Origin of the sequence: Aliiroseovarius halocynthiae, from assembly GCF_007004645.1 — a bacterium.
GTDB classification, from domain to species: domain Bacteria; phylum Pseudomonadota; class Alphaproteobacteria; order Rhodobacterales; family Rhodobacteraceae; genus Aliiroseovarius; species Aliiroseovarius halocynthiae.
Window position 1 is genome coordinate 1,178,480 of record NZ_ML660019.1, and the last position, 19,131, is coordinate 1,197,610.

A 19,131-nucleotide genomic window follows, 5' to 3' on the forward strand; every position below is an offset into this window, starting at 1 on the left:
ATGTTGAACGATGTCAAAATCGCATTGTCCCGGTCACACACTACAATCGTGTCGGACACGCTTGGGGCGATTTCTTTGCTTGTGCTGCTTCTGGGCGCGCTGCATCTGCCCGGGATGATCTAATCCCACACAGTTTTCTGCCTGCGGATGGTCTGATCCTGCATCATGTCCCAATGAATGGTTCTGTCCCGAACTTTTCTTGATGCTTATATGACCTGCCTGTCATTTGCCTGTCGGTGCGTCTGCCTCTTGCGCCGTTCCGGTCGACCTAAACCGCATCACTTCCGCCGCCTCCCTGCCAGGAGCGCGGCGGTTTTTTTATGCGTTTGCCTTAGCGTCATCAAAGGCGCCAATCGCAGCGTCAAATGCCAGCAGGATCGAGGCATGACGGTTTTTAAAATCCCGTGCAGGCTGCAGAACTTCGTAGCCGTGGAAAGGGTCCGTGGGGACGTGGCCCGCATCCTTCAGCATGGTTTTCAGTTCGTCGCGGCCACGTTCCAAAGTGGGGCGATCCAAGCCGACGACAACTTTACCAAGGATCGACGCCGAAGCCTGACCCAGCGCGCAGGCTTTGACGTTTTGTGAGAAGCCCGAGATGCGATCCCCTTCGAGCGTAAGCGCTGCCGTTACAGTCGACCCGCAAAGCGGCGAACGCACCTTGGCCTCGCCCTGGGGGGCTTCCAGCGGGGCTTGGTGCGGGATCGTTGCCGCCAAAGACAGGATCTGCTTTGAGTAAAGCTTGATCAGGTCGGTATCGCTCATATCCGGGCCTTTCGTCGCGCGTTCATCCGCTCTACATAGAAGCGCAGTACCGGAAAGAAAAGGACGGGCCATGACATTTGATGCAAGCCAATTGAAGTTTGACGACAAGGGCCTGATCCCGGCCATCGCACAGGATGACGAAACCGGTGAGGTTTTGATGATGGCCTGGATGAACCTTGAGGCGGTGGAGAAAACGCTTGAGACAGGCCGCGTGACCTATTGGTCGCGCTCGCGCCAGTCTTTCTGGATCAAGGGCGAGACTTCGGGGCACATTCAAGAGCTGGTGGATTTCAGGTTTGACTGCGACAAGGATTGTTTGCTGGTGCGGATCCGTCAGACCGGGGCAGCATGCCACACCAATCGCCGTTCGTGTTTCTATACCGCTGTGCGGAATGGGGAAGAGGTCGAATTGATGGCGCCGATGGCGTGATCAAGCCGGGGGTTTTGCACCCCCGCAGGATATTTCTAACAAGAAAAAGAGCGAGTTACAGGCCGACCATCCGGCGGATGTCGTCGGGCGTTTTGCCTTCGGCGCGATAGGTCGCGATGGCGCGTGCGTCGTCCCGTTTGGCAAGGCGTTTGCCATTTTCGTCGCGGATCAGGCGGTGGTGATGGTAGGTGGGAGTGGGTAGGCCGAGGAGTTTTTGGAGCAGGACGTGGATGGGAGTGGCAGGCTGGATATCCTTGCCGCGCACGACATGGCTGATCCCTTGGGCCGCGTCGTCCAGAACGACCGACAAGTGGTAAGAGCCAAGGAAATCGCGGCGTGAGAGGACGATGTCTCCGACGTCGTGCACCATGCTTTTGGCGGGTGTGCAGTGGGTTTGGTCCGTACCTGATGAGTGTTCCGTATAGCAGAATTCGGGCTGATCTGCAGCGCTGAGTGCATCCTGCATGTCCAAACGAAGGGCATCGTGTTTCGGAAAGCTTGAGCTACGGATATATTGTTCGCGACAGGTGCCCGAATAGATCAGTCCGTCGGGTCCAAAGGCGGGTTCCGCGCCTTCTTGCGGGGCGCTGACGGCGGCGCTGATATCGCGGCGGGTACAGAAGCAAGGATACAGAAGCGCACGGTTCCATAGGTCGTGTAGCGCCAGTTTGTATTCTGACAACCGATCGGATTGGCGCATGGGTTTTTCGTCCCATGAGATGCCCAGCCATGCAAGGTCATCATAAATTTGATCCTCCCAATGGAGGCGTGAGCGCGTCCGATCAATATCCTCTATGCGCAGCAGGAAGGTTCCACCTGCGGCACGCGCCATATCATGCGCCAGAAGTGCAGAATAGGCGTGACCCAGATGCAAGGGGCCAGTGGGGCTGGGCGCAAATCTGGTTATGAAATCCGTCATTTGCGCGCCACCTTTATGCGAAGTTCGACAGCCAGTCTGACCATTCCGTCTTGGCGCGGTCGGTATAGGCTTTGTAGCGGTCCTTGCGCCCGCGACGTCCGCCTTTCAGGCCGTCGACAGGCTGGAACAGGCCGAAATTCACGTTCATCGGCTGGAAGGTTTTCGCCTCGGCCCCGCCGGTGATGTGGTGAATTAGGGCACCCATGGCGGTGTCTTGCGGCACGGTTGGCAGGTCGAGGCCGAGGATCTCGGCCGCAGCCAGACGACCTGCCAGCAAACCCATGGCCGCGCTTTCAACATAGCCCTCAACGCCTGTGACCTGACCTGCAAAGCGCAGGTTTCGCCGGGAATTCAGGCGCATCTGGTTGTCCAGAAGCGTGGGCGAGTTCATGAACGTGTTGCGGTGGATGCCGCCCAGACGTGCGAAAGAGGCGTCTTCAAGGCCGGGGATGGTTTTGAACACCTCGGCCTGCGCGCCGTATTTCATCTTGGTTTGGAAGCCCACGATGTTGAACAGCGTTCCCAGCGCGTTGTCGCGACGCAATTGGACCACGGCGTAGGGTTTGTTCTCGGGATCATGCGCATTGGTCAGGCCGACGGGTTTCATCGGTCCGAAGCGCAGCGTCTCGCGACCGCGTTCGGCCATTACCTCGATCGGCAGACAGCCATCGAAATAAGTGGCAGTCTCGCCTTCGTGGAACTCGGTTTTGTCGGCCGCCAGAAGCGCGTCGATGAATGCCTCGTACTGATCCTTGGTCATTGGGCAATTCAAATAGGCTTTCTGTTCTTCTTCAGTCTCGCCTTTGTCATAGCGGGACTGGGCCCACGCCACGTCCATATTGATCGTATCCGCATAGACGATGGGGGCAATCGCATCGAAGAAGGCCAAACGCTCTGCCCCGGTCTCACGGGCAATTGCTTCGCCTAGCGCGGGCGAGGTCAGGGGGCCGGTGGCAAAGATCCAGTTGCCGTCTGCTGGCAGGTCCGAGATCTCTCCGTATTCCACACGGATGTTGTCACGCGCCCGCAGTTTTTCTGTCACGGCGGCGCTAAAGGCATCTCGGTCCACGGCAAGAGCACCGCCTGCGGGCAGGCGATGCTGATCAGCGGTGGCCATGATCAACCCATCCGCCTGTCGCATTTCCCAATGCAAAAGGCCGACCGCGTTTTGCTCGTCATCGTCCGAACGAAAGGAATTGGAACACACCATTTCGGCAAAGTCGCCGGTTTGGTGGGCGAAAGTTTCGACCTTGGGGCGCATTTCGTGCAGAACCACGTCCACACCCAAATGCGAGGCCTGCCAAGCTGCTTCCGATCCGGCCATTCCGCCGCCGACGATATGTAAAGTCTTGTCTGTCATGCCCCGCAGATAGGACATCCCCTGACAAATGAAAAGCCCGCCATGGGGAATGGCGGGCTTTTCCGGGTGAGGGGAAATTCACCCGTGCCCCGATAATTCGGGGACGTCCTTTCTGATCAGTTGGGGTGGGGTGGATCAGAAAGGAATTAGTACAGAAGGCAGACGTTTACGGAATCATGAACAAAGATCGGGCGTCCGAATTCTGATTGAATAGAGTGTGTTTTTCGGTCCCAGTGAGCGTTAGGGTTGTAGGCAATATATCGGCAAATTAGGCGAAATTATGATACAAGATGGCGCAATTGTGGATTGCATCCAAAAATGGTGGATAAAGTGTCAAGTTTTTGTCCTGCGCGAATAATCAAGTGAGATCAATCCCCAATAGGTTGAGTTAGATCCCACGGATTTCCGTGAAGATCTTCGAAGACAACGACTTTTCCATAAGTTTCGTTGCGCGGGGATTCGCGGAAGAGCACACCGTTGCGTTGCATGTTCTCGTACATTTCGTCGAAATCATCTGTGGTCAAAACATGGCCGACGCGGCCGCCTGCTTGTTTTCCGATGGTTTTTGTCTGATTTCCTATGGCTTTGGCGATCAGAAATGCCGTCTCGGCCTTTGCATGAGGGGCCATGCGCACCCAGCGTTTGCCATTGCCCATATCGGTGTCTTCCAGAAGGACGAAGCCAAGCGCCGTCTGAAACCACGCAATCGCTTTGTCATAGTCGTCTGTCAGGAAAGCCACGAGCGCGAGGTTATTCTGCATTACGCGCTTCCAGTGCAGCTGCGATGCGTTCCTGCGCTTCAGCTTGGCGGATCGAGAGCGCGATCAGCTTATCTTGCCCTTGCCGAATTTCATCGGTTTTCGCGACATGTTCAGACAGGTAACGACGATACGAGATTTGCTGATAGCGCGACAGGGCGACCATTGCGATGATGATCGCCCCGCCGAAAATGATTAGCGTTAGCGAATAGCTCATTCTTCTACGTTGTTGCCATCGTCGTCTTCGTCTGATGATTCCACAATCCGCGCGACCGAGACGACCTCTTCGCCTTTCCCGGTGTTGAAGACCTTCACGCCACCTGCGCTGCGTGACCGGAAGCTGATGCCGTTTACGGGACAGCGGATCGACTGGCCTTTCGAGGTCGCCAGCATGATCTGATCTTCCATCTCGATCGGGAAGCAGGCGACGATATTGCCGCCTTTCATGGCGCCCACGCCCTGACCGCCACGCCCGCTGACGCGATAGTCATGGCTGGATGTCAGGTTGCCAATTCCGCCCTTGTTAATGGTGACCAGAAGGTCGTTGGCTGCACGCATTTCCTGATAGCGCTCGTCGCTTAGATCACCCGAGGCCTCTTCACCGGTGTCCTCGTCTGAATCGCTGCCGAATTCGGAGCGGAAACGCTTGATAAAGGCACCGCGTTCGTCCGGGGTGGCGTCGAAATGCTGGATGACCGAGGCCGAGACAACCTCGTCCCCGTCATTGACCAGCTTGATGCCCCGTACACCGGTGGACGCACGCGAGTTGAAGACACGTACATCGGTGACAGGGAAACGGATCGCCCGGCCGCCCGAAGTTACCAGCATCACGTCATCATTTTCATCACAGATGCGGGCGTTGATCAGGCGGGTGCCTTCGTCATCGCCTTCGAATTTCATCGCGATTTTGCCGTTTGATTTCACGTTGGTGAAGTCTGACAGGCGGTTACGACGGACCGAGCCTTTGGACGTTGCAAAGACGATTTGCAGGTCGTCCCATTCTTTCTCGTCCCGATCTACTGGCAGAATGGCGGCAATTGATACACCGGTCGGGATCGGCAGGATATTCACCAGTGGCTTACCCTTGGCGGTACGGCCGCCTTGGGGCAGGCGCCAGGTTTTCAGTTTGTATGCCATACCGTCATCGGTGAAGAACAGAAGCTGCGTATGGGTGTTGGCTACGAAGAGCGTCGTAATCACGTCCTCGTCTTTGGTTTGCATGCCAGACAGACCTTTACCGCCACGCTTCTGTGCGCGGAAGTCAGCCAGAGGCGTCCGTTTGGCCCAGCCCGAGGCGGTGATGGTGACCACCATATCTTCACGCTCGATCAGGTCTTCGTCATCCATATCGCCTGACCAGTCCACGATCTGAGTGCGACGCGGGACGGCAAACGCGTCCTTAACCTCGATCAACTCGTCTGAGATGATCGACATGATCCGCTCGCGCGAACGAAGGATGTCCAAGTAATCCCGGATCTTTGCAGCAAGTTCCTGAAGTTCATCCGTGACTTCTTTTACGCCCATTGCGGTCAGACGCTGCAGGCGCAGTTCCAGAATGGCGCGGGCTTGCGTTTCAGACAGGTTATAGGTCCCGTCCTCGTTCATCTTATGGGTCGGATCGTCGATCAGCTGGATATATTCCGCGATGTCGGCGGCGGGCCAGCGGCGGCTCATCAGCTTTGCGCGGGCGTCTGCGGGATCTTGCGATGCCCGGATCGTCGCGACGACTTCGTCCACATTCGACACGGCCACGGCCAGACCACACAGGATGTGGCTGCGTTCGCGTGCTTTGCGCAGTTCGAACGCGGTGCGGCGGGTGACAACTTCTTCACGGAAGGTGATGAAATAGCTTAGGAAATCACGCAGGGTCAGCTGCTCGGGGCGACCGCCATTCAGGGCCAGCATGTTACAGCCAAACGAGGTCTGCATCTGCGTATAGCGGAACAGTTGGTTCAGCACGACTTCGGGCGTCGCGTCGCGCTTCAGCTCGACCACCACGCGGACACCGATCCGGTCACTTTCATCTTGAACCGCAGAAATACCTTCAAGCTTTTTGTCCCGCACGCCCTCGGCGATACGTTCGACCAGCGTCGCTTTGTTCACCTGATAGGGGATCTCGTCCAGAACGATTGCATAGCGGTCTTTACGGATCTCTTCGATCCGGGTCTTGGCGCGCATGATGACGCTACCACGACCTTCCAGATAGGCTTTTTGCGCACCAGAACGACCTAACATGATCCCGCCGGTTGGGAAATCGGGGCCGGGGATGTATTCCATCAACCCTTCCGAGGTCAGATCCGGGTTTTCGATCAGTGCCAGCGTGCCGTCGATGACTTCTCCCAGATTGTGCGGCGGGATGTTGGTGGCCATGCCGACCGCAATACCACCAGCGCCGTTAACCAGCATGTTGGGGAAGCGGGCGGGCAGGACGGTAGGCTCAAGGTCCTTACCATCATAGTTGTCTTGGAAGTTGACCGTGTCTTTTTCAATGTCGGCTAGCAGCGACGCGGCGGGCTTGTCCATCCGCACTTCGGTATAACGCATAGCCGCCGGGTTATCGCCGTCCATCGAACCAAAGTTACCCTGACCATCCAACAGCGGCAAAGACATCGAAAACGGCTGCGCCATACGGACCAGCGCGTCATAGATGGCCGAGTCGCCATGCGGGTGGTACTTACCCATCGTGTCGCCGACCGGACGGGCCGATTTGCGATAGGGTTTGTCGTGACCGTTATTCGTTTCATACATCGCATACAGGATGCGCCGGTGGACCGGTTTTAACCCGTCGCGCAGATCAGGGATGGCCCGGCTGACGATCACGCTCATCGCGTAATCGAGGTAAGAGCTTTTCATCTCCTCTTCGATGGCAATCTGGGGGCCATCATAAGTGGGGCGCTCTGGGGGCATTTCGTCCATGTTTTCCGGGGTATCAGGGGTATCTGTCACGTTGTCCGCCGTTTTTGTGCGTTTCACACTATATTTAGGTCAGGCCACCTTAGCGAACGCCCGATCTGGGGGCAACCAAAAGGGCCGGATTGATGGCGGGCGCGGGCGATTTTTTGCGTCATTTTGCGCGGATTGGCCTCTTGGCTTTCCGGGTTGCCGACGCCATTATCGCGCAAACGCGAAACGGAGAGCCAGATGTCCAAGCCCCGCAGCATTTTCGAGGAAGTCAGCGACACCAAAGACGAGGTGCGCGATACCCCCCAAACAGGCGCGATCGAGCGCGGATCAGGTGGCGGCGGTGCGCGGGGGGCCATACGTGTGTGGCTGATGATCCTGTTTGCCTTGGTTGCCATTATGGTTGTCGTGGGCGGGCTAACACGCCTGACCGATTCTGGCTTGTCGATCACCGAATGGGCGCCGTTCACTGGGGCGATGCCGCCCATGGATCAGGCTGCGTGGGAAGCTGAATTCGCCAAGTATCAGGAAATTCCTGAGTTCAAACTGCAAAACAGCCACATGGATCTTGAGGCCTTCAAGAGCATCTATTGGTGGGAATGGGGCCACCGTCAGTTGGGCCGCTTCATTGGTCTGGTCTGGGCCATCGGATTTTTCGGCTTTCTCGCCGCCCGCAAGATCCCCAATGGTTGGACCGGTCGGTTGCTGCTTCTGGGCGCACTTGGCGGGCTTCAGGGGGCTATTGGGTGGTGGATGGTCTCATCTGGTTTGTCGGGGGATCGTGTCGACGTCGCCTCGTACCGCTTGGCGGTGCATCTGGGGCTGGCCTTTGTTATACTTGGTTTCATCACATGGTATGCGCTTCTGTTGGGTCGGAAAGAGGCCAGCCTGATGGCGGCCCGTCGTCTGCGTGAACGCAAGCTTTTCGGCATGGGAACGGGGCTTCTGCATCTGGCATTCTTGCAGATCCTGCTGGGGGCCTTGGTCGCGGGCATTGATGCCGGGCGATCCTTTGTCGACTGGCCGTGGATGGGCGATCAGTTCTTCCCGCCCGAAGCCTTTGATATCGCGCCGATCTGGCGTAATTTCTTTGAAAATGCAGGCCTTGTGCAGTTCATGCACCGGATGGTGGGCTATCTGCTTGTGATCTTCGCGATCATTGTTTGGCGTGCTTCGCGCAAGTCGGGCAACCAGATGGTGCGCATGGGCTTTAATCTGGCCTGTCTGATGATCGGCGCACAAGCCGTACTGGGCATCGCAACGGTTTTGCAAGCCTCCCCCCTTCACGTGGCCATTACCCATCAGATCGGCGCAATGCTGGTTTGGGTTCTGGTTCTGAACGCCCGTTTCCTTGCGGGCTATCCGACTGAACAAAGCATCCGGAGCTGATCATGAGCGCCTTTGACGAACTGATGGAATTTGCACGCGACACCCAAGCCCTGGGCGAGGTTGCGGGCCGACTTGGCTGGGATCAGGAAACGGTCATGCCCGATGGGGCAGGGCCACAGCGGGCCGAGGAAATGGCCGCATTGGAAAAGGTGCTTCACGCACGGCGCAACGATCCCCGGATCGGTGATTGGCTGGAAGCCATTGACGAAGCGGGTTTGGACGATGCAGGGCACGCTCAGATCCGCGAAATCCGCCGTGCACGCGACCGTGCCGCCAAAGTGCCAGTGGCACTTGCGGCCGAACTGGCCCGTGTGACCTCGGCCGCGCAAGGCAAATGGGCCGAGGCGCGGGCGGGCGATGATTTCGAAGCCTTCAAGCCGGTTCTGGAAGAGGTCGTCAATCTGCGCCGCGAAGAGGCCAGTGCCTTGGCAGATGGCGGTGATCTGTATGACGCCTTACTTGATGATTACGAGCCGGGTCTATCGGGCAGTGACATCCAGAGCTTGTTCGATGCCATGCGCCCTCGTCTGGTGACCTTGCGCGACAAGGCTCTTGGAGCCTCGAACCAGCCTGAAACCCTTGTCGGTAATTGGGCCGAGAAAAAGCAACTTAAGCTGTCGACGAAGCTGGCAAAGACGTTTGGCTATGACCTGGCCCATGGGCGGATCGACAAGGCGGTGCATCCGTTCAGCTCGGGCTCTGGCTTGGATGTGCGCATCACCACGCGGACCTCGGAAGAGGACCCGTTCAACTGCTTCTATTCGACGATCCATGAAGTCGGGCATGCCTGTTACGAGCAAAACATCGACAATGCCTATCTGCTGACACCGATTGGGCGGGGCGCGTCGATGGGCGTACATGAAAGCCAATCGCGCATCTATGAGAACCAACTGGGCCGCTCGCGTGCGTTCACGGGGTGGCTGTTTGATCAGATGGAAGCGCGGTTCGGGAAGACACCCGCAAGCGATGCGGATGCGTTCTATCGCATGGTGAACCGGCTTCAGAAGGGCTTTATCCGCACCGAGGCGGACGAGGTACAGTACAATTTGCATATCATGCTGCGTTTCGATCTTGAGCGTCGCTTGATTGGTGGCCAGCTGGACGTCGCAGATCTGGAAGCGGTGTGGAACGAACGGTTTGCCGCTGATTTCGGATATGAGGTCGATAAGGCTTCGAACGGCGTATTGCAGGATGTGCACTGGTCGGTTGGCCTGTTTGGGTACTTCCCTACATATGCGCTTGGCAATATTTATGCGGGCTGCCTGTATGACGCTTTGCGCAAGGATCTGTCAGATCTGGACATGCGTCTGGGGCAGGGGGACGCGACCTATGCGACGACTTGGCTGGCGGACAAATTGCAGCAACACGGGACTTTGCGAAACCCGCGACAAACGATCGAGCATGCCACAGGTGCGGCGGTCACTGTCGAGCCACTGTTGCGCTATCTTGAGCAAAAGTTCGAAGGCATATACTTTTAATGATATTCTTTGGGTCAGGGGGAAATCCTTTAGCGGTTTTCCCTGACTGAAAGCGATGATTCTTTGCCATACGGTCGGTCGTGGTCGGCGGATTTATGCGTGAGTCAAGGGCATGCCCTTGGCTAAAATCGCGAAAATGATGCATTAAGGCCCTTGGTAGGGCCGAATTTCGCCATTTTTGGTTATCAGTGTTAAGGTTCTGCTGGGGGGACAGCGAGGGTGCTGACCACAGATGCACAAATTGTAAAGATTTGTGCTTTAGGGTTTGCAGCCTATGGAGGTTACGGATGACCAATCGCTCTGGTCCCGCCAGGATAGCTTTGCCTGGTCGCACTATCTTAAGCGCGGTGGCGCTATCGACTATGGCAATCTTTGCCGCTCCGCTTGATGGATTTGCAAGCGGGTCGAATTTTCTTAAATCGCGTGGACAGGGCGCGGCCCCTCCGGGGGCAAGCGGGCTGTGTTCGACATACAGTTGGGCCTGCGCGCGCGGTTCGGCCAACGGCACCCTCTCTGCTGGCGACATGAAAGTCGTCCAAGCGGTTAATCGGCAAGTCAATCGGACGACCCGTGCGATTGAGGATCGTCAGCAATATGGCGAGGCCGAGCGTTGGGCGATTCCGACACGCCGTGGTGGCGATTGTGAGGATTACGCGCTAGCCAAAAAGCGCGCGTTGATCGGCAAAGGCATTGATCCTCAGCGCCTATTGATCGCGACAGTACTGGATCGCAGCCGCCGACCGCATGCCGTATTGGTTGTTCGTACGGATCAAGGTGACGTGGTGTTAGACAATGTCACCAATTCGATCCGAAGCTGGCGCGATACGCGCTATGTTTTTCTTCGCATGCAGGATCCTAATCGCCCGTCGCGATGGGTGAATGTACAAGCTGGTGGCTAAGAGTATACGATCCCTGTTGTAAAGAAAAAAGGCGCGCATTTTGCGCGCCTTTCTGGATTTAGCCATTAGCTTGGCACTAGCAGCCTTCACCTGAACCAGAGCCAGCATTTTGCGCGCTGGATCCTCCTTCAGATCCACCACCGCTGCAACCACCTTCAGAAGCAGGTTTGTCGCCGGGTGTGTCGCCGCCCTCTTTCGGCTGTGGCTTATCTCCCGGGGTGTCGCCGCCACCTTCGGCGCTGGGATTGTCACCCTCGCCGCCTTCCGGATTCGGTTTGTCACCCGGCGTTTCACCCTCGTTGCCTTCAGGATTTGGCTTGTCCCCCGGAGTGTCGTCGCCATTCTTGGGCTTCGGTTTTTCACCTCCGCCATCTTCAGGCTTAGGCTTGTCCCCTGGAGTGTCACCGTCATCGGATGGCTTCGGCTTGTCCCCAGGTTTTGGCTTCGGCTTGTCGCCGGGCTTCGGCTTCGGTTTGTCGTCAGGATCGCCACCTCCACCAGGCTTGGGATCGACCTTCGGCTTAGGGTCGGGCTTCCTTGGCTGTATAGGTTTTGGCGTTCTAGCCGGTTCATCGTCATCCTCTTTGTCGCGCTTTACGCGATCCGGTGCGGTAGCGGTTGGCAGTGCGTTCAATGCATTCGCAAAGGCAGGACATTGATCTGTTACCTTCTCAAGAACGAACAAAAATTCGTCCTGACGCTGAATATACCGCAGCATCTGAGTTGTTACGATTTTGCATTCACAAAGTATCGCTGGATCAAGTGACAGTTTCGCCGTCGCTAGATTACAATACTTTTGAGCATGCGCGGATTGTGTGGTTCCCCCCCACACGGCACCAGCCATCGCAAGTGCGATGAGCACCTTCTTCTTCACAAGCATTTTCACCCCTCTTAAAGCTATGCTTTTCAAATTTAGTGCGGCCAACAAAGACTCAGGCCTGTAGAAAATAATCACAATGATGCCACAATTGGCGTCGAGTTGCCACAATTCAAATCGAATTTCAGGAAAATTGCCGGTAAATGGTCAAAGTAAAACGAGAAAAGGACTGTTTCCGAAAAGCAGGATTACTTTCGACCGCAAAAATTATCATGGGTGCCCCAATGCAGGTGGCATCCAAGATTTGGTAAAATTGGGTGGACTAGCCTAGCGTTTCATTTTGCAAAAGTGTCCGCAGTTTTTCGCGCCCGCGCGCTTCGGCACGGCGGATTCGGATCGCGGTCATATAGGCCTCTTCCAACGTCGTAGACGAAGCCCCAATGGTTTTCTTAACGGCTTCCACCAGATCTTCGTTGCCGGTCATATGGGTTGCATCCAGCACTTCCTGAGCCAGCTTGTCAGCGACTTGTTCCAGCAGATCCATGGTGGCCTCAGCGGGTGGTTTCGGTCAGCCGGCGACGGACGTATTCGTCGACATTGGTGATCATCGAATCCATATGGTCATCTTCGAAGAAGTGGCCTGATCCCTGAATTTCTTCATGCGTGATCGTGATGCCCTTCTGTTCGTGAAGCTTGTTGACCAGCGTGTGCGTGTCAGCCGGAGGCGCCACACGGTCAGCGGTGCCGTTGATGATCAGACCCGAGCTGGGGCAGGGCGCTAGGAAGCTGAAATCATACATGTTCGCCGGCGGGCTGACTGAGACAAATCCAGTGATCTCGGGGCGACGCATCAACAGTTGCATGCCGATCCACGCTCCGAACGAAAAGCCTGCCACCCAGCAATGCTTGGCGTTCTGGTTCATCGATTGCAGATAGTCCAACGCCGACGCGGCATCCGACAGCTCGCCCACACCCTGATCATATTCACCTTGGCTGCGGCCTACGCCACGGAAGTTGAAGCGCAGCACGTTGAAGCCCATGTTGTGGAAGGCATAGTGCAGATTATAGACGACCTTGTTGTTCATCGTACCGCCGAATTGCGGATGGGGATGCAGGATGATGGCGATCGGGGCGTCTTTTTCTTTCTGTGCGTGATAGCGGCCTTCAAGTCGGCCTTCGGGGCCTGCAAAAATCACTTCGGGCATTGGGTCTGGGCCTCTTTCTCGTCTGTCTGGGGCAGCCTTGGTTGGTCGCGCGGTTTTCTTGACGCTGGCTGACCCGCACCATAATACGGGGGTGGTGATCCGTGCAGGCCGAGACCGCCGTCGTCACCAGTCTTATGTGACCTAGTGGTCGGGGCCGAAAAGGTCAATGTTTTTGCAGGGGGAACGGTATGAAGCTGTCCACAAAAGGTCGATATGCAATGGTTGCGCTGGCGGATCTGGCGATGCAAGACGATGGTGCGCTTCTGTCGCTGACCGATCTGGCGAAGCGTCAGGATATCTCACTTCCGTATCTTGAACAGCTATTCGTCAAATTGCGCCGTGCTGGGTTGGTGGAAAGCGTCCGCGGTCCGGGTGGCGGGTACAAATTGGCCCGTTCTGCATCTGATATCCGTGTTTCCGAGATTCTAGAGGCCGTGGATGAGACGGTATCCGCGATGCACAAGGGGGCGGGCGCGTCCGGCGCCTCGTCAGGGTCACGCGCGCAATCCATGACCAACCGGCTGTGGGAAGGTCTGTCTGCCCATGTTTATGTGTTCCTGCACCAGACCCGCCTGTCGGATGTGGTGAAGAATGAACTGACCCCATGCCCTGCCGTACCCACGTTGTTCTCGGTGGTGGACGAGGAATAAGCTGCTGCGCAGCCGATTTCGCCTTCGGCGAGGATATTTTTGACAAGAAAACGCGAAGGAGTGCATTGGTGAGCCGTGCTTATTTGGACTGGAACGCCACGACACCTTTGCGTGCCGAGGCCAAGGTCGCGATGATCGACGCGATGGAGCTTGTGGGCAATCCGTCCTCGGTGCATGCCGAAGGGCGCGCGGCAAAAGGCCTGATCGAGCGTGCGCGCAAGGACCTGGCAGCGGCACTTGGAGCAGACGGGGCGGACATCATTTTCACATCGTCAGCAACCGAAGCTGCGGCACTCGCCTTGGCAGGGCGAAATCTGTCTTGCGCGGGGATCGAGCATGATGCTGTGCGGTCTTGGTGCACAGAAGGTTTGGCAATTGACCGGCAGGGCGCTGTGAATGTCCCGACACCTGCGCAAAGCACATTACAGCTGGCCAATTCCGAGACCGGAATCATTCAGGCGCTGCCCGAAAGGCTGTTCATGACCGATGCCACGCAGGCCTTCGGGAAGATCCCATTTGCCTTCAACTGGTGCGGAGCGGATATGGCCATCGTGTCGGCCCATAAGCTGGGCGGGCCAAAAGGCATCGGGGCGCTGATCGTCAAACGAGGCACCGAGATTGAGGCGCGAATCAAGGGCGGCGGGCAAGAGATGGGCCGCCGCTCCGGAACCGAGAATGTCATCGGAGTAGCGGGCTTTGCAGCCGCGGCATTGGCCGCACAGAGGGATCTTGAAACGGGTGTTTGGTCGCGGGTTGAGAAACTTAGAAAGATTCTAGAAAACACCATTGCGGAATCGGCGAATAAGACTATTTTTGTCGGGAAAGACGCGAACAGGCTTCCCAACACATCGTGTTTCGTCACTCCGGGATGGAAGGGTGAAACGCAGGTGATGGTGATGGACCTGGCCGGATTTGCGGTTTCCGCAGGCTCGGCCTGTTCCTCTGGGAAGGTAAAAACCAGCGCTGCCTTGGCGGCAATGGGATTTGACCGGGATCATGCGGGATGCGCTTTGCGCGTCTCGCTTGGCCCTTTGACAAGTGAGGATGAAGTCCGGGCTTTTGCACAAGCCTGGCTTCGCGAACATGACAAATTTCGGGCGCGTGGCCGCTAGGGTGCGTGGGTCCGGGTGAAAGGAAAACATGGCCGGTGTTGATGAACTGATCGCCAAAGAAGGCGTTGAAGAGGAAACCGTTGAAGCGGTGAAATCTCTTGCCGGGACGTATAAATACGGCTGGGAAACCGAGATCGAGATGGAATACGCCCCCAAAGGCGTGAACCCCGATATCGTCCGTCTGATTTCCGGAAAGAATGACGAACCCGAATGGATGACCGAATGGCGTCTAGAAGCGTTTGCGCGATGGGAAAAGCTGGACGAACCGGCATGGGCGCTGCTGAACTATCCGGAAATCGACTTTCAGGACCAGTATTACTATGCCCGTCCGAAATCGATGGAAGAAAAGCCAAAGTCGCTGGATGATGTGGATCCCAAGTTGCTGGAAACATACCAGAAACTCGGCATTCCGCTGAAAGAACAGATGATCCTTGCTGGCGTTGAAGGTGCCGAGGATATGCCAGCCGAGGGCCGCAAGGTCGCTGTGGACGCTGTGTTTGACTCGGTATCCGTTGGGACCACTTTCCAAGAGGAGTTGAAAAAGGCTGGCGTCATTTTCTGTTCGATCTCGGAAGCGATCCGCGAGCATCCTGAGCTGGTGAAGAAATACCTTGGGTCCGTGGTGCCAGTGTCGGACAACTATTATGCGACGCTGAATTCGGCCGTATTCTCGGACGGGTCGTTTGTTTACATCCCGCCCAACACGCGCTGCCCGATGGAGCTGTCGACCTATTTCCGTATCAACGCGGAGAACACTGGCCAGTTCGAACGTACGCTGATCATCGCCGATAAAGGCAGCTATGTCAGCTACTTGGAAGGTTGTACTGCGCCGCAACGTGATACCGCACAGCTGCACGCCGCCGTGGTTGAAATCATCATCGAAGAAGACGCTGAGGTGAAATACTCGACCGTTCAAAACTGGTTCCCCGGTGATGAAGAGGGCAAAGGCGGCATTTATAACTTCGTGACGAAACGTGCGGATTGCCGTGGGGATCGGTCGAAAGTGATGTGGACGCAGGTGGAAACCGGTTCTGCCGTGACGTGGAAATACCCGTCCTGCATCCTGCGCGGCGCGGAAAGCCAGGGCGAGTTCTATTCGATCGCGATCACCAACAACTATCAGCAGGCTGATACAGGCACGAAGATGGTGCATCTGGGGCGCGATACGAAATCGCGGATCGTGTCGAAGGGGATTTCGGCCGGCAAGGCGCAGAATACCTATCGTGGGCTTGTGTCGATGCACCCGAAAGCCAAGAACTCGCGCAACTATACGCAGTGCGACAGCCTTTTGATTGGTGACAAATGCGGGGCGCATACCGTTCCCTATATCGAGGTGAAGAACAACTCCTCCCGCGTCGAGCACGAAGCGACCACGTCGAAGGTGGACGAAGAACAGATGTTCTATTGCCGCCAGCGGGGCATGGACGAGGAAGAGGCGGTAGCCCTGATCGTCAACGGCTTCGCCAAAGAGGTGCTGCAAGCCCTGCCGATGGAATTTGCCATGGAAGCCCAACAGCTTGTGGCGATTTCGCTGGAAGGATCCGTTGGATGATTGTTTCCAAATTCGCATATCATAGTGCTCAAGTTGGTATGAGGGGAGTACTGGTCTCTTCATTCGACGTTGGCTATGCTGTGTGTGGGAACTACGCGTCAGGGAATAAGTGCGGTGGAAGATCATCAAAAGCAGCATTTCGAAGAGCGGATCGCAAGGATTGGCACTCAAAAAACGGGGCACGGGCCTTCAGGGCGGGGCAAACCGTCTGCATTGAAGAGAATGTCGGCTCCACTGCTCACCATCTTGGCGTTTATGATCGGTCTAAGTGCGGTGGTGCTGGCCCGGTATCTTCGGTTCAACTTTGGAGTGGACACGGTCACCGGAGAGACCGCCGACACCATGATGTTGGCGGATATCGGTATCGGGGTCGCGATTGGCATTCTGGTGAAAATCGTACTGCGCATCAGGTCACCCAAATACTACTCGGCGATGATCGTCGGAGTTCTGTTGTCTGTGGTGATGATGCACAATGTGGTACACTCGTCTCCAGAACTCTTCAGAACGTACTTTTCACCGGAATGGACCCAGATGGTCGTCGAGAACACAAAGCCGAACTCGGTTTTGTTTCGCGGAGAATCCTATTCGGCGCAGGACATGTCGAGTGGACAGGTTGCAGGCGAGGGCGCCCAGAGCAACGAGGCCGCAGAACCGGCCGAAGTCAAGGTAAACCAGTTGCCGCAAGTGCGCTAGTTTACTACCCTTCCGGGTGCTGTTTTACATATAGAACTGAGTATCACGAGATGGGGCAGCGTGCTTACTGCCTAGTCGTGAATGGTGCTGATCAAACAGAAAGGGCTGCCCGGTCCTTTTGATCGGCGCGCATGAGGAAGAAGAATGCTGAAAATCAACAATCTGCACGTCAAACTTGAAGAAGAAGACAAGCAAATCCTGAAAGGTGTTGACCTTGAGGTGCCTGCGGGAAAAGTGCACGCAATCATGGGTCCGAACGGATCGGGCAAGTCGACCTTGTCATACGTTCTGTCTGGCCGCGATGGCTATGAAGTGACCAAAGGCGACGCGACGCTGGACGGGGAAGAGCTGCTGGACATGGAGCCGGAAGAGCGCGCCGCTGCTGGTCTGTTCCTGGCCTTCCAATACCCGGTCGAGATCCCCGGTGTTGGCAACATGACCTTCCTGCGTACAGCGGTAAATGCTCAGCGCAAAGCACGCGGCGAAGCGGAAATGTCGGCTGCGGACTTCCTGAAATTCATCCGTGCCAAGGCAAAAGACCTGAAGATCGATGCAGACATGCTGAAACGCCCGGTCAATGTGGGCTTCTCGGGTGGCGAAAAGAAGCGCAACGAGATCCTGCAGATGGCGATGCTTGAGCCCAAGATGTGCATCCTGGACGAAACGGACTCGGGCTTGGACGTGGACGCAATGAAGCTGGTGTCGGAGGGCGTGAACGCGCTGCGTGACGAAGGCCGGTCCTTCCTTGTGATCACCCACTATCAGCGTCTGTTGGACCACATCAAACCGGACGTTGTGCACATCATGGCTGCTGGCCGCATCATAAAATCGGGTGGACCCGAGCTGGCACTGGAAGTTGAACATAACGGCTATGCCGACATTCTGGCGGAGATCGACGCATGAGCACCGCTGTGAAAGCACAGGCAGCTTTGATCAGCGCGGATGCGCGTCCGGCCTCGGGGGCATGGGCGGCGGATGCGCGTGCGGATGCTGCAAGCCGTCTGGCTGCGATGGGATTGCCCACGCGCCGTGACGAATATTGGAAATGGACCCGCCCCGACAGCCTGATCTCGGCAGAACCTGCTTCTGCTGACGTCTTCGACAACCAGGGCGAAACGCTGGTCTTCCACGATATTGACCGCCTGAAGCTGGTCTTTGTGGACGGTGTGTTTGACGCGGATGCTTCGGACGCTTTGGACGGTGAAGGGCTTGAAATCGAACGCCTCTCAATGGCCGCGACGAAGGATATTCATTGGGCCAAAGATCTGTATGGCGTGCTGGAAACGGCTGGTCAGACTCCGGTACAACGTCCGCTTGCGGTCTACAACTCGGCCATGGCGACGGATGGCGTCGTGATCCGCGTCACCAAAACACCCACGCGTCCAGTGTCGCTGATCTATCGCCACGAAGATCCGGTATCTGATGTGATCCTGCACCACGTGATCCGTGTGGAAGAGGGCGCAAGCCTGACGCTGCTGGAAAACGGCGCCGCCGCCGCGCGCTTCAACCAAGTGACCGAGGTGGATGTGGCTAAGGGCGCGCAGTTCCATCACGTCCGTGCACAGGGCCGCGACCACGACCGGCAGGCAGTGACGCATATCTTCGCGCGTGTAGATGCTGAATCAGTGTTCAAAAGCTTCACCATGACGGTGAACGGCAAACTGACGCGCAACGAATGCGTGATCGACATCATCGGAGACGAAGCTGTTGCGCATATCGCCGGCGCGGCGCTTGGGGATGGGGCAGAAAGCGAGTTCCATCACGACGACACCGTGTTCATTACCCATGATGCGGTTGCGTGTGAAAGCCGCCAGGTCTTCAAGAAGGTGCTGAAAAACGGCGCAAAGGGCGTGTTCCAGGGCAAGATTTTGGTGAAGCCCGATGCACAGAAGACGGATGGTTATCAGAAGTCTCAGTCGCTTCTTCTGGATGATGACGCAAGCTTCCAAGCCAAGCCCGAGCTTGAGATCTATGCCGATGACGTGATCTGTTCACACGGCTCGACCACGGGTGCGATCGATGAAGAGGCGCTGTTCTATCTGCGGTCGCGTGGGGTTCCCACGCCGATTGCGACCGACCTTTTGGTGCTGGCGTTCCTTGCCGATGCCATTGAAGAGATCGAGGATGAAGACATCGCTGCCGAAATCACTGGGCGTCTCGACGCTTGGTTGACACGGCGCCGCGGCTGATCTGAGGGGGGCGTCTG

Annotated in this window: 20 protein-coding genes; 11 read left to right on the forward strand and 9 right to left on the reverse strand. The window is 56.7% G+C overall.

Annotated features, from left to right (window positions below; genetic code table 11):
* On the forward strand, positions 1-123 hold the full coding sequence (locus FIL88_RS17010; protein WP_281281286.1) for a hypothetical protein: 123 nt from the start codon (positions 1-3) through the stop codon (positions 121-123).
* Positions 124-318: 195 nt separating this feature from the next.
* Here FIL88_RS17010 and FIL88_RS05835 read toward each other — a convergent pair whose 3' ends face one another.
* Entirely contained in the window at positions 319-762 is a 444-nt protein-coding gene (locus tag FIL88_RS05835; protein WP_142852840.1) for an iron-sulfur cluster assembly scaffold protein, read from the reverse strand.
* A 70-nt stretch (positions 763-832) separates the two neighbouring features.
* On the opposite strand from FIL88_RS05835, the gene hisI reads away from it, so the two are divergent.
* Entirely contained in the window at positions 833-1,192 is a 360-nt protein-coding gene (gene hisI / locus FIL88_RS05840; protein WP_142852841.1) for a phosphoribosyl-AMP cyclohydrolase, read from the forward strand.
* A 55-nt stretch (positions 1,193-1,247) separates the two neighbouring features.
* Here the strand turns inward: hisI and gluQRS are convergent, their stop codons facing one another.
* The 5 genes from gluQRS to gyrA form a co-directional block, all read right to left on the reverse strand.
* Complete coding sequence (gene gluQRS / locus FIL88_RS05845) at positions 1,248-2,111, reverse strand: tRNA glutamyl-Q(34) synthetase GluQRS (RefSeq protein ID WP_142852842.1); 864 nt, start codon at positions 2,109-2,111, stop codon at positions 1,248-1,250.
* Positions 2,112-2,124: 13 nt separating this feature from the next.
* Entirely contained in the window at positions 2,125-3,471 is a 1,347-nt protein-coding gene (trmFO, locus tag FIL88_RS05850; protein WP_142852843.1) for a methylenetetrahydrofolate--tRNA-(uracil(54)-C(5))-methyltransferase (FADH(2)-oxidizing) TrmFO, read from the reverse strand.
* 368 nt (positions 3,472-3,839) lie between these two features.
* On the reverse strand, positions 3,840-4,232 hold the full coding sequence (locus FIL88_RS05855) for a VOC family protein (RefSeq protein WP_142852844.1): 393 nt from the start codon (positions 4,230-4,232) through the stop codon (positions 3,840-3,842).
* The gene (locus FIL88_RS05860) at positions 4,222-4,446 is read right to left on the reverse strand and encodes a hypothetical protein (protein WP_142852845.1); all 225 of its coding nucleotides are present in this window, start codon (positions 4,444-4,446) and stop codon (positions 4,222-4,224) included. Before FIL88_RS05860 ends, FIL88_RS05855 begins: the two co-directional genes overlap by 11 nt.
* A complete protein-coding gene (gyrA, locus tag FIL88_RS05865) occupies positions 4,443-7,175 on the reverse strand; it encodes a DNA gyrase subunit A (protein WP_142852846.1) in 2,733 nt (910 codons plus the stop codon). The genes FIL88_RS05860 and gyrA overlap by 4 nt, the downstream gene beginning before the upstream one ends.
* A 195-nt stretch (positions 7,176-7,370) precedes the next feature.
* Between gyrA and ctaA the strand changes: the two genes are divergently transcribed.
* The 3 genes from ctaA (at position 7,371) to FIL88_RS05880 (ending at position 10,896) form a co-directional block, all read left to right on the forward strand.
* Positions 7,371-8,519 (forward strand): heme A synthase, encoded by a 1,149-nt coding sequence (gene ctaA, locus FIL88_RS05870; RefSeq protein ID WP_142852847.1) that lies wholly within the window; start codon positions 7,371-7,373, stop codon positions 8,517-8,519.
* A 2-nt stretch (positions 8,520-8,521) separates the two neighbouring features.
* The gene (locus tag FIL88_RS05875; protein ID WP_142852848.1) at positions 8,522-9,997 is read left to right on the forward strand and encodes a carboxypeptidase M32; all 1,476 of its coding nucleotides are present in this window, start codon (positions 8,522-8,524) and stop codon (positions 9,995-9,997) included.
* Positions 9,998-10,359: 362 nt separating this feature from the next.
* Positions 10,360-10,896, forward strand: a complete 537-nt coding sequence (locus FIL88_RS05880; protein WP_246066619.1) for a transglutaminase-like cysteine peptidase — start codon at positions 10,360-10,362, stop codon at positions 10,894-10,896.
* A gap of 76 nt (positions 10,897-10,972) precedes the next feature.
* On the opposite strand, the gene FIL88_RS05885 is transcribed toward FIL88_RS05880, so the two are convergent.
* The 3 genes from FIL88_RS05885 to FIL88_RS05895 form a co-directional block, all read right to left on the reverse strand.
* Positions 10,973-11,884, reverse strand: a complete 912-nt coding sequence (locus FIL88_RS05885) for a hypothetical protein (protein WP_185960848.1) — start codon at positions 11,882-11,884, stop codon at positions 10,973-10,975.
* A 151-nt stretch (positions 11,885-12,035) separates the two neighbouring features.
* A complete protein-coding gene (locus FIL88_RS05890) occupies positions 12,036-12,257 on the reverse strand; it encodes a hypothetical protein (RefSeq protein WP_142852851.1) in 222 nt (73 codons plus the stop codon).
* A 7-nt stretch (positions 12,258-12,264) separates the two neighbouring features.
* Positions 12,265-12,918 carry an alpha/beta hydrolase gene (locus FIL88_RS05895; RefSeq protein WP_142852852.1) on the reverse strand — a complete coding sequence of 218 codons (654 nt, stop codon included), beginning with the start codon at positions 12,916-12,918 and terminating at the stop codon, positions 12,265-12,267.
* Between the two features lie 188 nt (positions 12,919-13,106).
* Between FIL88_RS05895 and iscR the strand changes: the two genes are divergently transcribed.
* From iscR to sufD, 6 genes are all read left to right on the forward strand, one after another.
* Positions 13,107-13,568 (forward strand): Fe-S cluster assembly transcriptional regulator IscR, encoded by a 462-nt coding sequence (gene iscR / locus FIL88_RS05900; RefSeq protein ID WP_142852853.1) that lies wholly within the window; start codon positions 13,107-13,109, stop codon positions 13,566-13,568.
* A 68-nt stretch (positions 13,569-13,636) separates the two neighbouring features.
* Positions 13,637-14,680 (forward strand): cysteine desulfurase family protein, encoded by a 1,044-nt coding sequence (locus FIL88_RS05905; RefSeq protein WP_142852854.1) that lies wholly within the window; start codon positions 13,637-13,639, stop codon positions 14,678-14,680.
* A 28-nt stretch (positions 14,681-14,708) separates the two neighbouring features.
* On the forward strand, positions 14,709-16,232 hold the full coding sequence (gene sufB, locus FIL88_RS05910; RefSeq protein ID WP_142852855.1) for a Fe-S cluster assembly protein SufB: 1,524 nt from the start codon (positions 14,709-14,711) through the stop codon (positions 16,230-16,232).
* 222 nt (positions 16,233-16,454) lie between these two features.
* Positions 16,455-16,925 carry a hypothetical protein gene (locus tag FIL88_RS05915; RefSeq protein WP_142852856.1) on the forward strand — a complete coding sequence of 157 codons (471 nt, stop codon included), beginning with the start codon at positions 16,455-16,457 and terminating at the stop codon, positions 16,923-16,925.
* Positions 16,926-17,069: 144 nt separating this feature from the next.
* Positions 17,070-17,828: a Fe-S cluster assembly ATPase SufC gene (sufC, locus tag FIL88_RS05920; protein WP_142852857.1), complete on the forward strand. Its 759-nt coding sequence runs from the start codon at positions 17,070-17,072 to the stop codon at positions 17,826-17,828.
* The gene (gene sufD / locus FIL88_RS05925) at positions 17,825-19,114 is read left to right on the forward strand and encodes a Fe-S cluster assembly protein SufD (RefSeq protein WP_142852858.1); all 1,290 of its coding nucleotides are present in this window, start codon (positions 17,825-17,827) and stop codon (positions 19,112-19,114) included. The genes sufC and sufD overlap by 4 nt, the downstream gene beginning before the upstream one ends.
* Positions 19,115-19,131: the final 17 nt, after the last annotated feature.

What these genes read in the sequence shown, in the direction of transcription:
- FIL88_RS05880 (WP_246066619.1), top strand. Translation starts at nt 10,360, where the DNA reads ATGGCAATCTTTGCCGCTCCGCTTGATGGATTTGCAAGCGGGTCGAAT.
- FIL88_RS05875 (WP_142852848.1), top strand. Translation starts at nt 8,522, where the DNA reads ATGAGCGCCTTTGACGAACTGATGGAATTTGCACGCGACACCCAAGCC.
- trmFO (WP_142852843.1), bottom strand. Translation starts at nt 3,471, where the DNA reads ATGACAGACAAGACTTTACATATCGTCGGCGGCGGAATGGCCGGATCG.
- ctaA (WP_142852847.1), top strand. Translation starts at nt 7,371, where the DNA reads ATGTCCAAGCCCCGCAGCATTTTCGAGGAAGTCAGCGACACCAAAGAC.
- FIL88_RS05835 (WP_142852840.1), bottom strand. Translation starts at nt 762, where the DNA reads ATGAGCGATACCGACCTGATCAAGCTTTACTCAAAGCAGATCCTGTCT.
- FIL88_RS05855 (WP_142852844.1), bottom strand. Translation starts at nt 4,232, where the DNA reads ATGCAGAATAACCTCGCGCTCGTGGCTTTCCTGACAGACGACTATGAC.
- FIL88_RS05860 (WP_142852845.1), bottom strand. Translation starts at nt 4,446, where the DNA reads ATGAGCTATTCGCTAACGCTAATCATTTTCGGCGGGGCGATCATCATC.
- sufB (WP_142852855.1), top strand. Translation starts at nt 14,709, where the DNA reads ATGGCCGGTGTTGATGAACTGATCGCCAAAGAAGGCGTTGAAGAGGAA.
- FIL88_RS05915 (WP_142852856.1), top strand. Translation starts at nt 16,455, where the DNA reads ATGTCGGCTCCACTGCTCACCATCTTGGCGTTTATGATCGGTCTAAGT.
- sufC (WP_142852857.1), top strand. Translation starts at nt 17,070, where the DNA reads ATGCTGAAAATCAACAATCTGCACGTCAAACTTGAAGAAGAAGACAAG.
- iscR (WP_142852853.1), top strand. Translation starts at nt 13,107, where the DNA reads ATGAAGCTGTCCACAAAAGGTCGATATGCAATGGTTGCGCTGGCGGAT.
- sufD (WP_142852858.1), top strand. Translation starts at nt 17,825, where the DNA reads ATGAGCACCGCTGTGAAAGCACAGGCAGCTTTGATCAGCGCGGATGCG.
- gluQRS (WP_142852842.1), bottom strand. Translation starts at nt 2,111, where the DNA reads ATGACGGATTTCATAACCAGATTTGCGCCCAGCCCCACTGGCCCCTTG.
- FIL88_RS05895 (WP_142852852.1), bottom strand. Translation starts at nt 12,918, where the DNA reads ATGCCCGAAGTGATTTTTGCAGGCCCCGAAGGCCGACTTGAAGGCCGC.
- hisI (WP_142852841.1), top strand. Translation starts at nt 833, where the DNA reads ATGACATTTGATGCAAGCCAATTGAAGTTTGACGACAAGGGCCTGATC.
- FIL88_RS05890 (WP_142852851.1), bottom strand. Translation starts at nt 12,257, where the DNA reads ATGGATCTGCTGGAACAAGTCGCTGACAAGCTGGCTCAGGAAGTGCTG.
- FIL88_RS17010 (WP_281281286.1), top strand. Translation starts at nt 1, where the DNA reads ATGTTGAACGATGTCAAAATCGCATTGTCCCGGTCACACACTACAATC.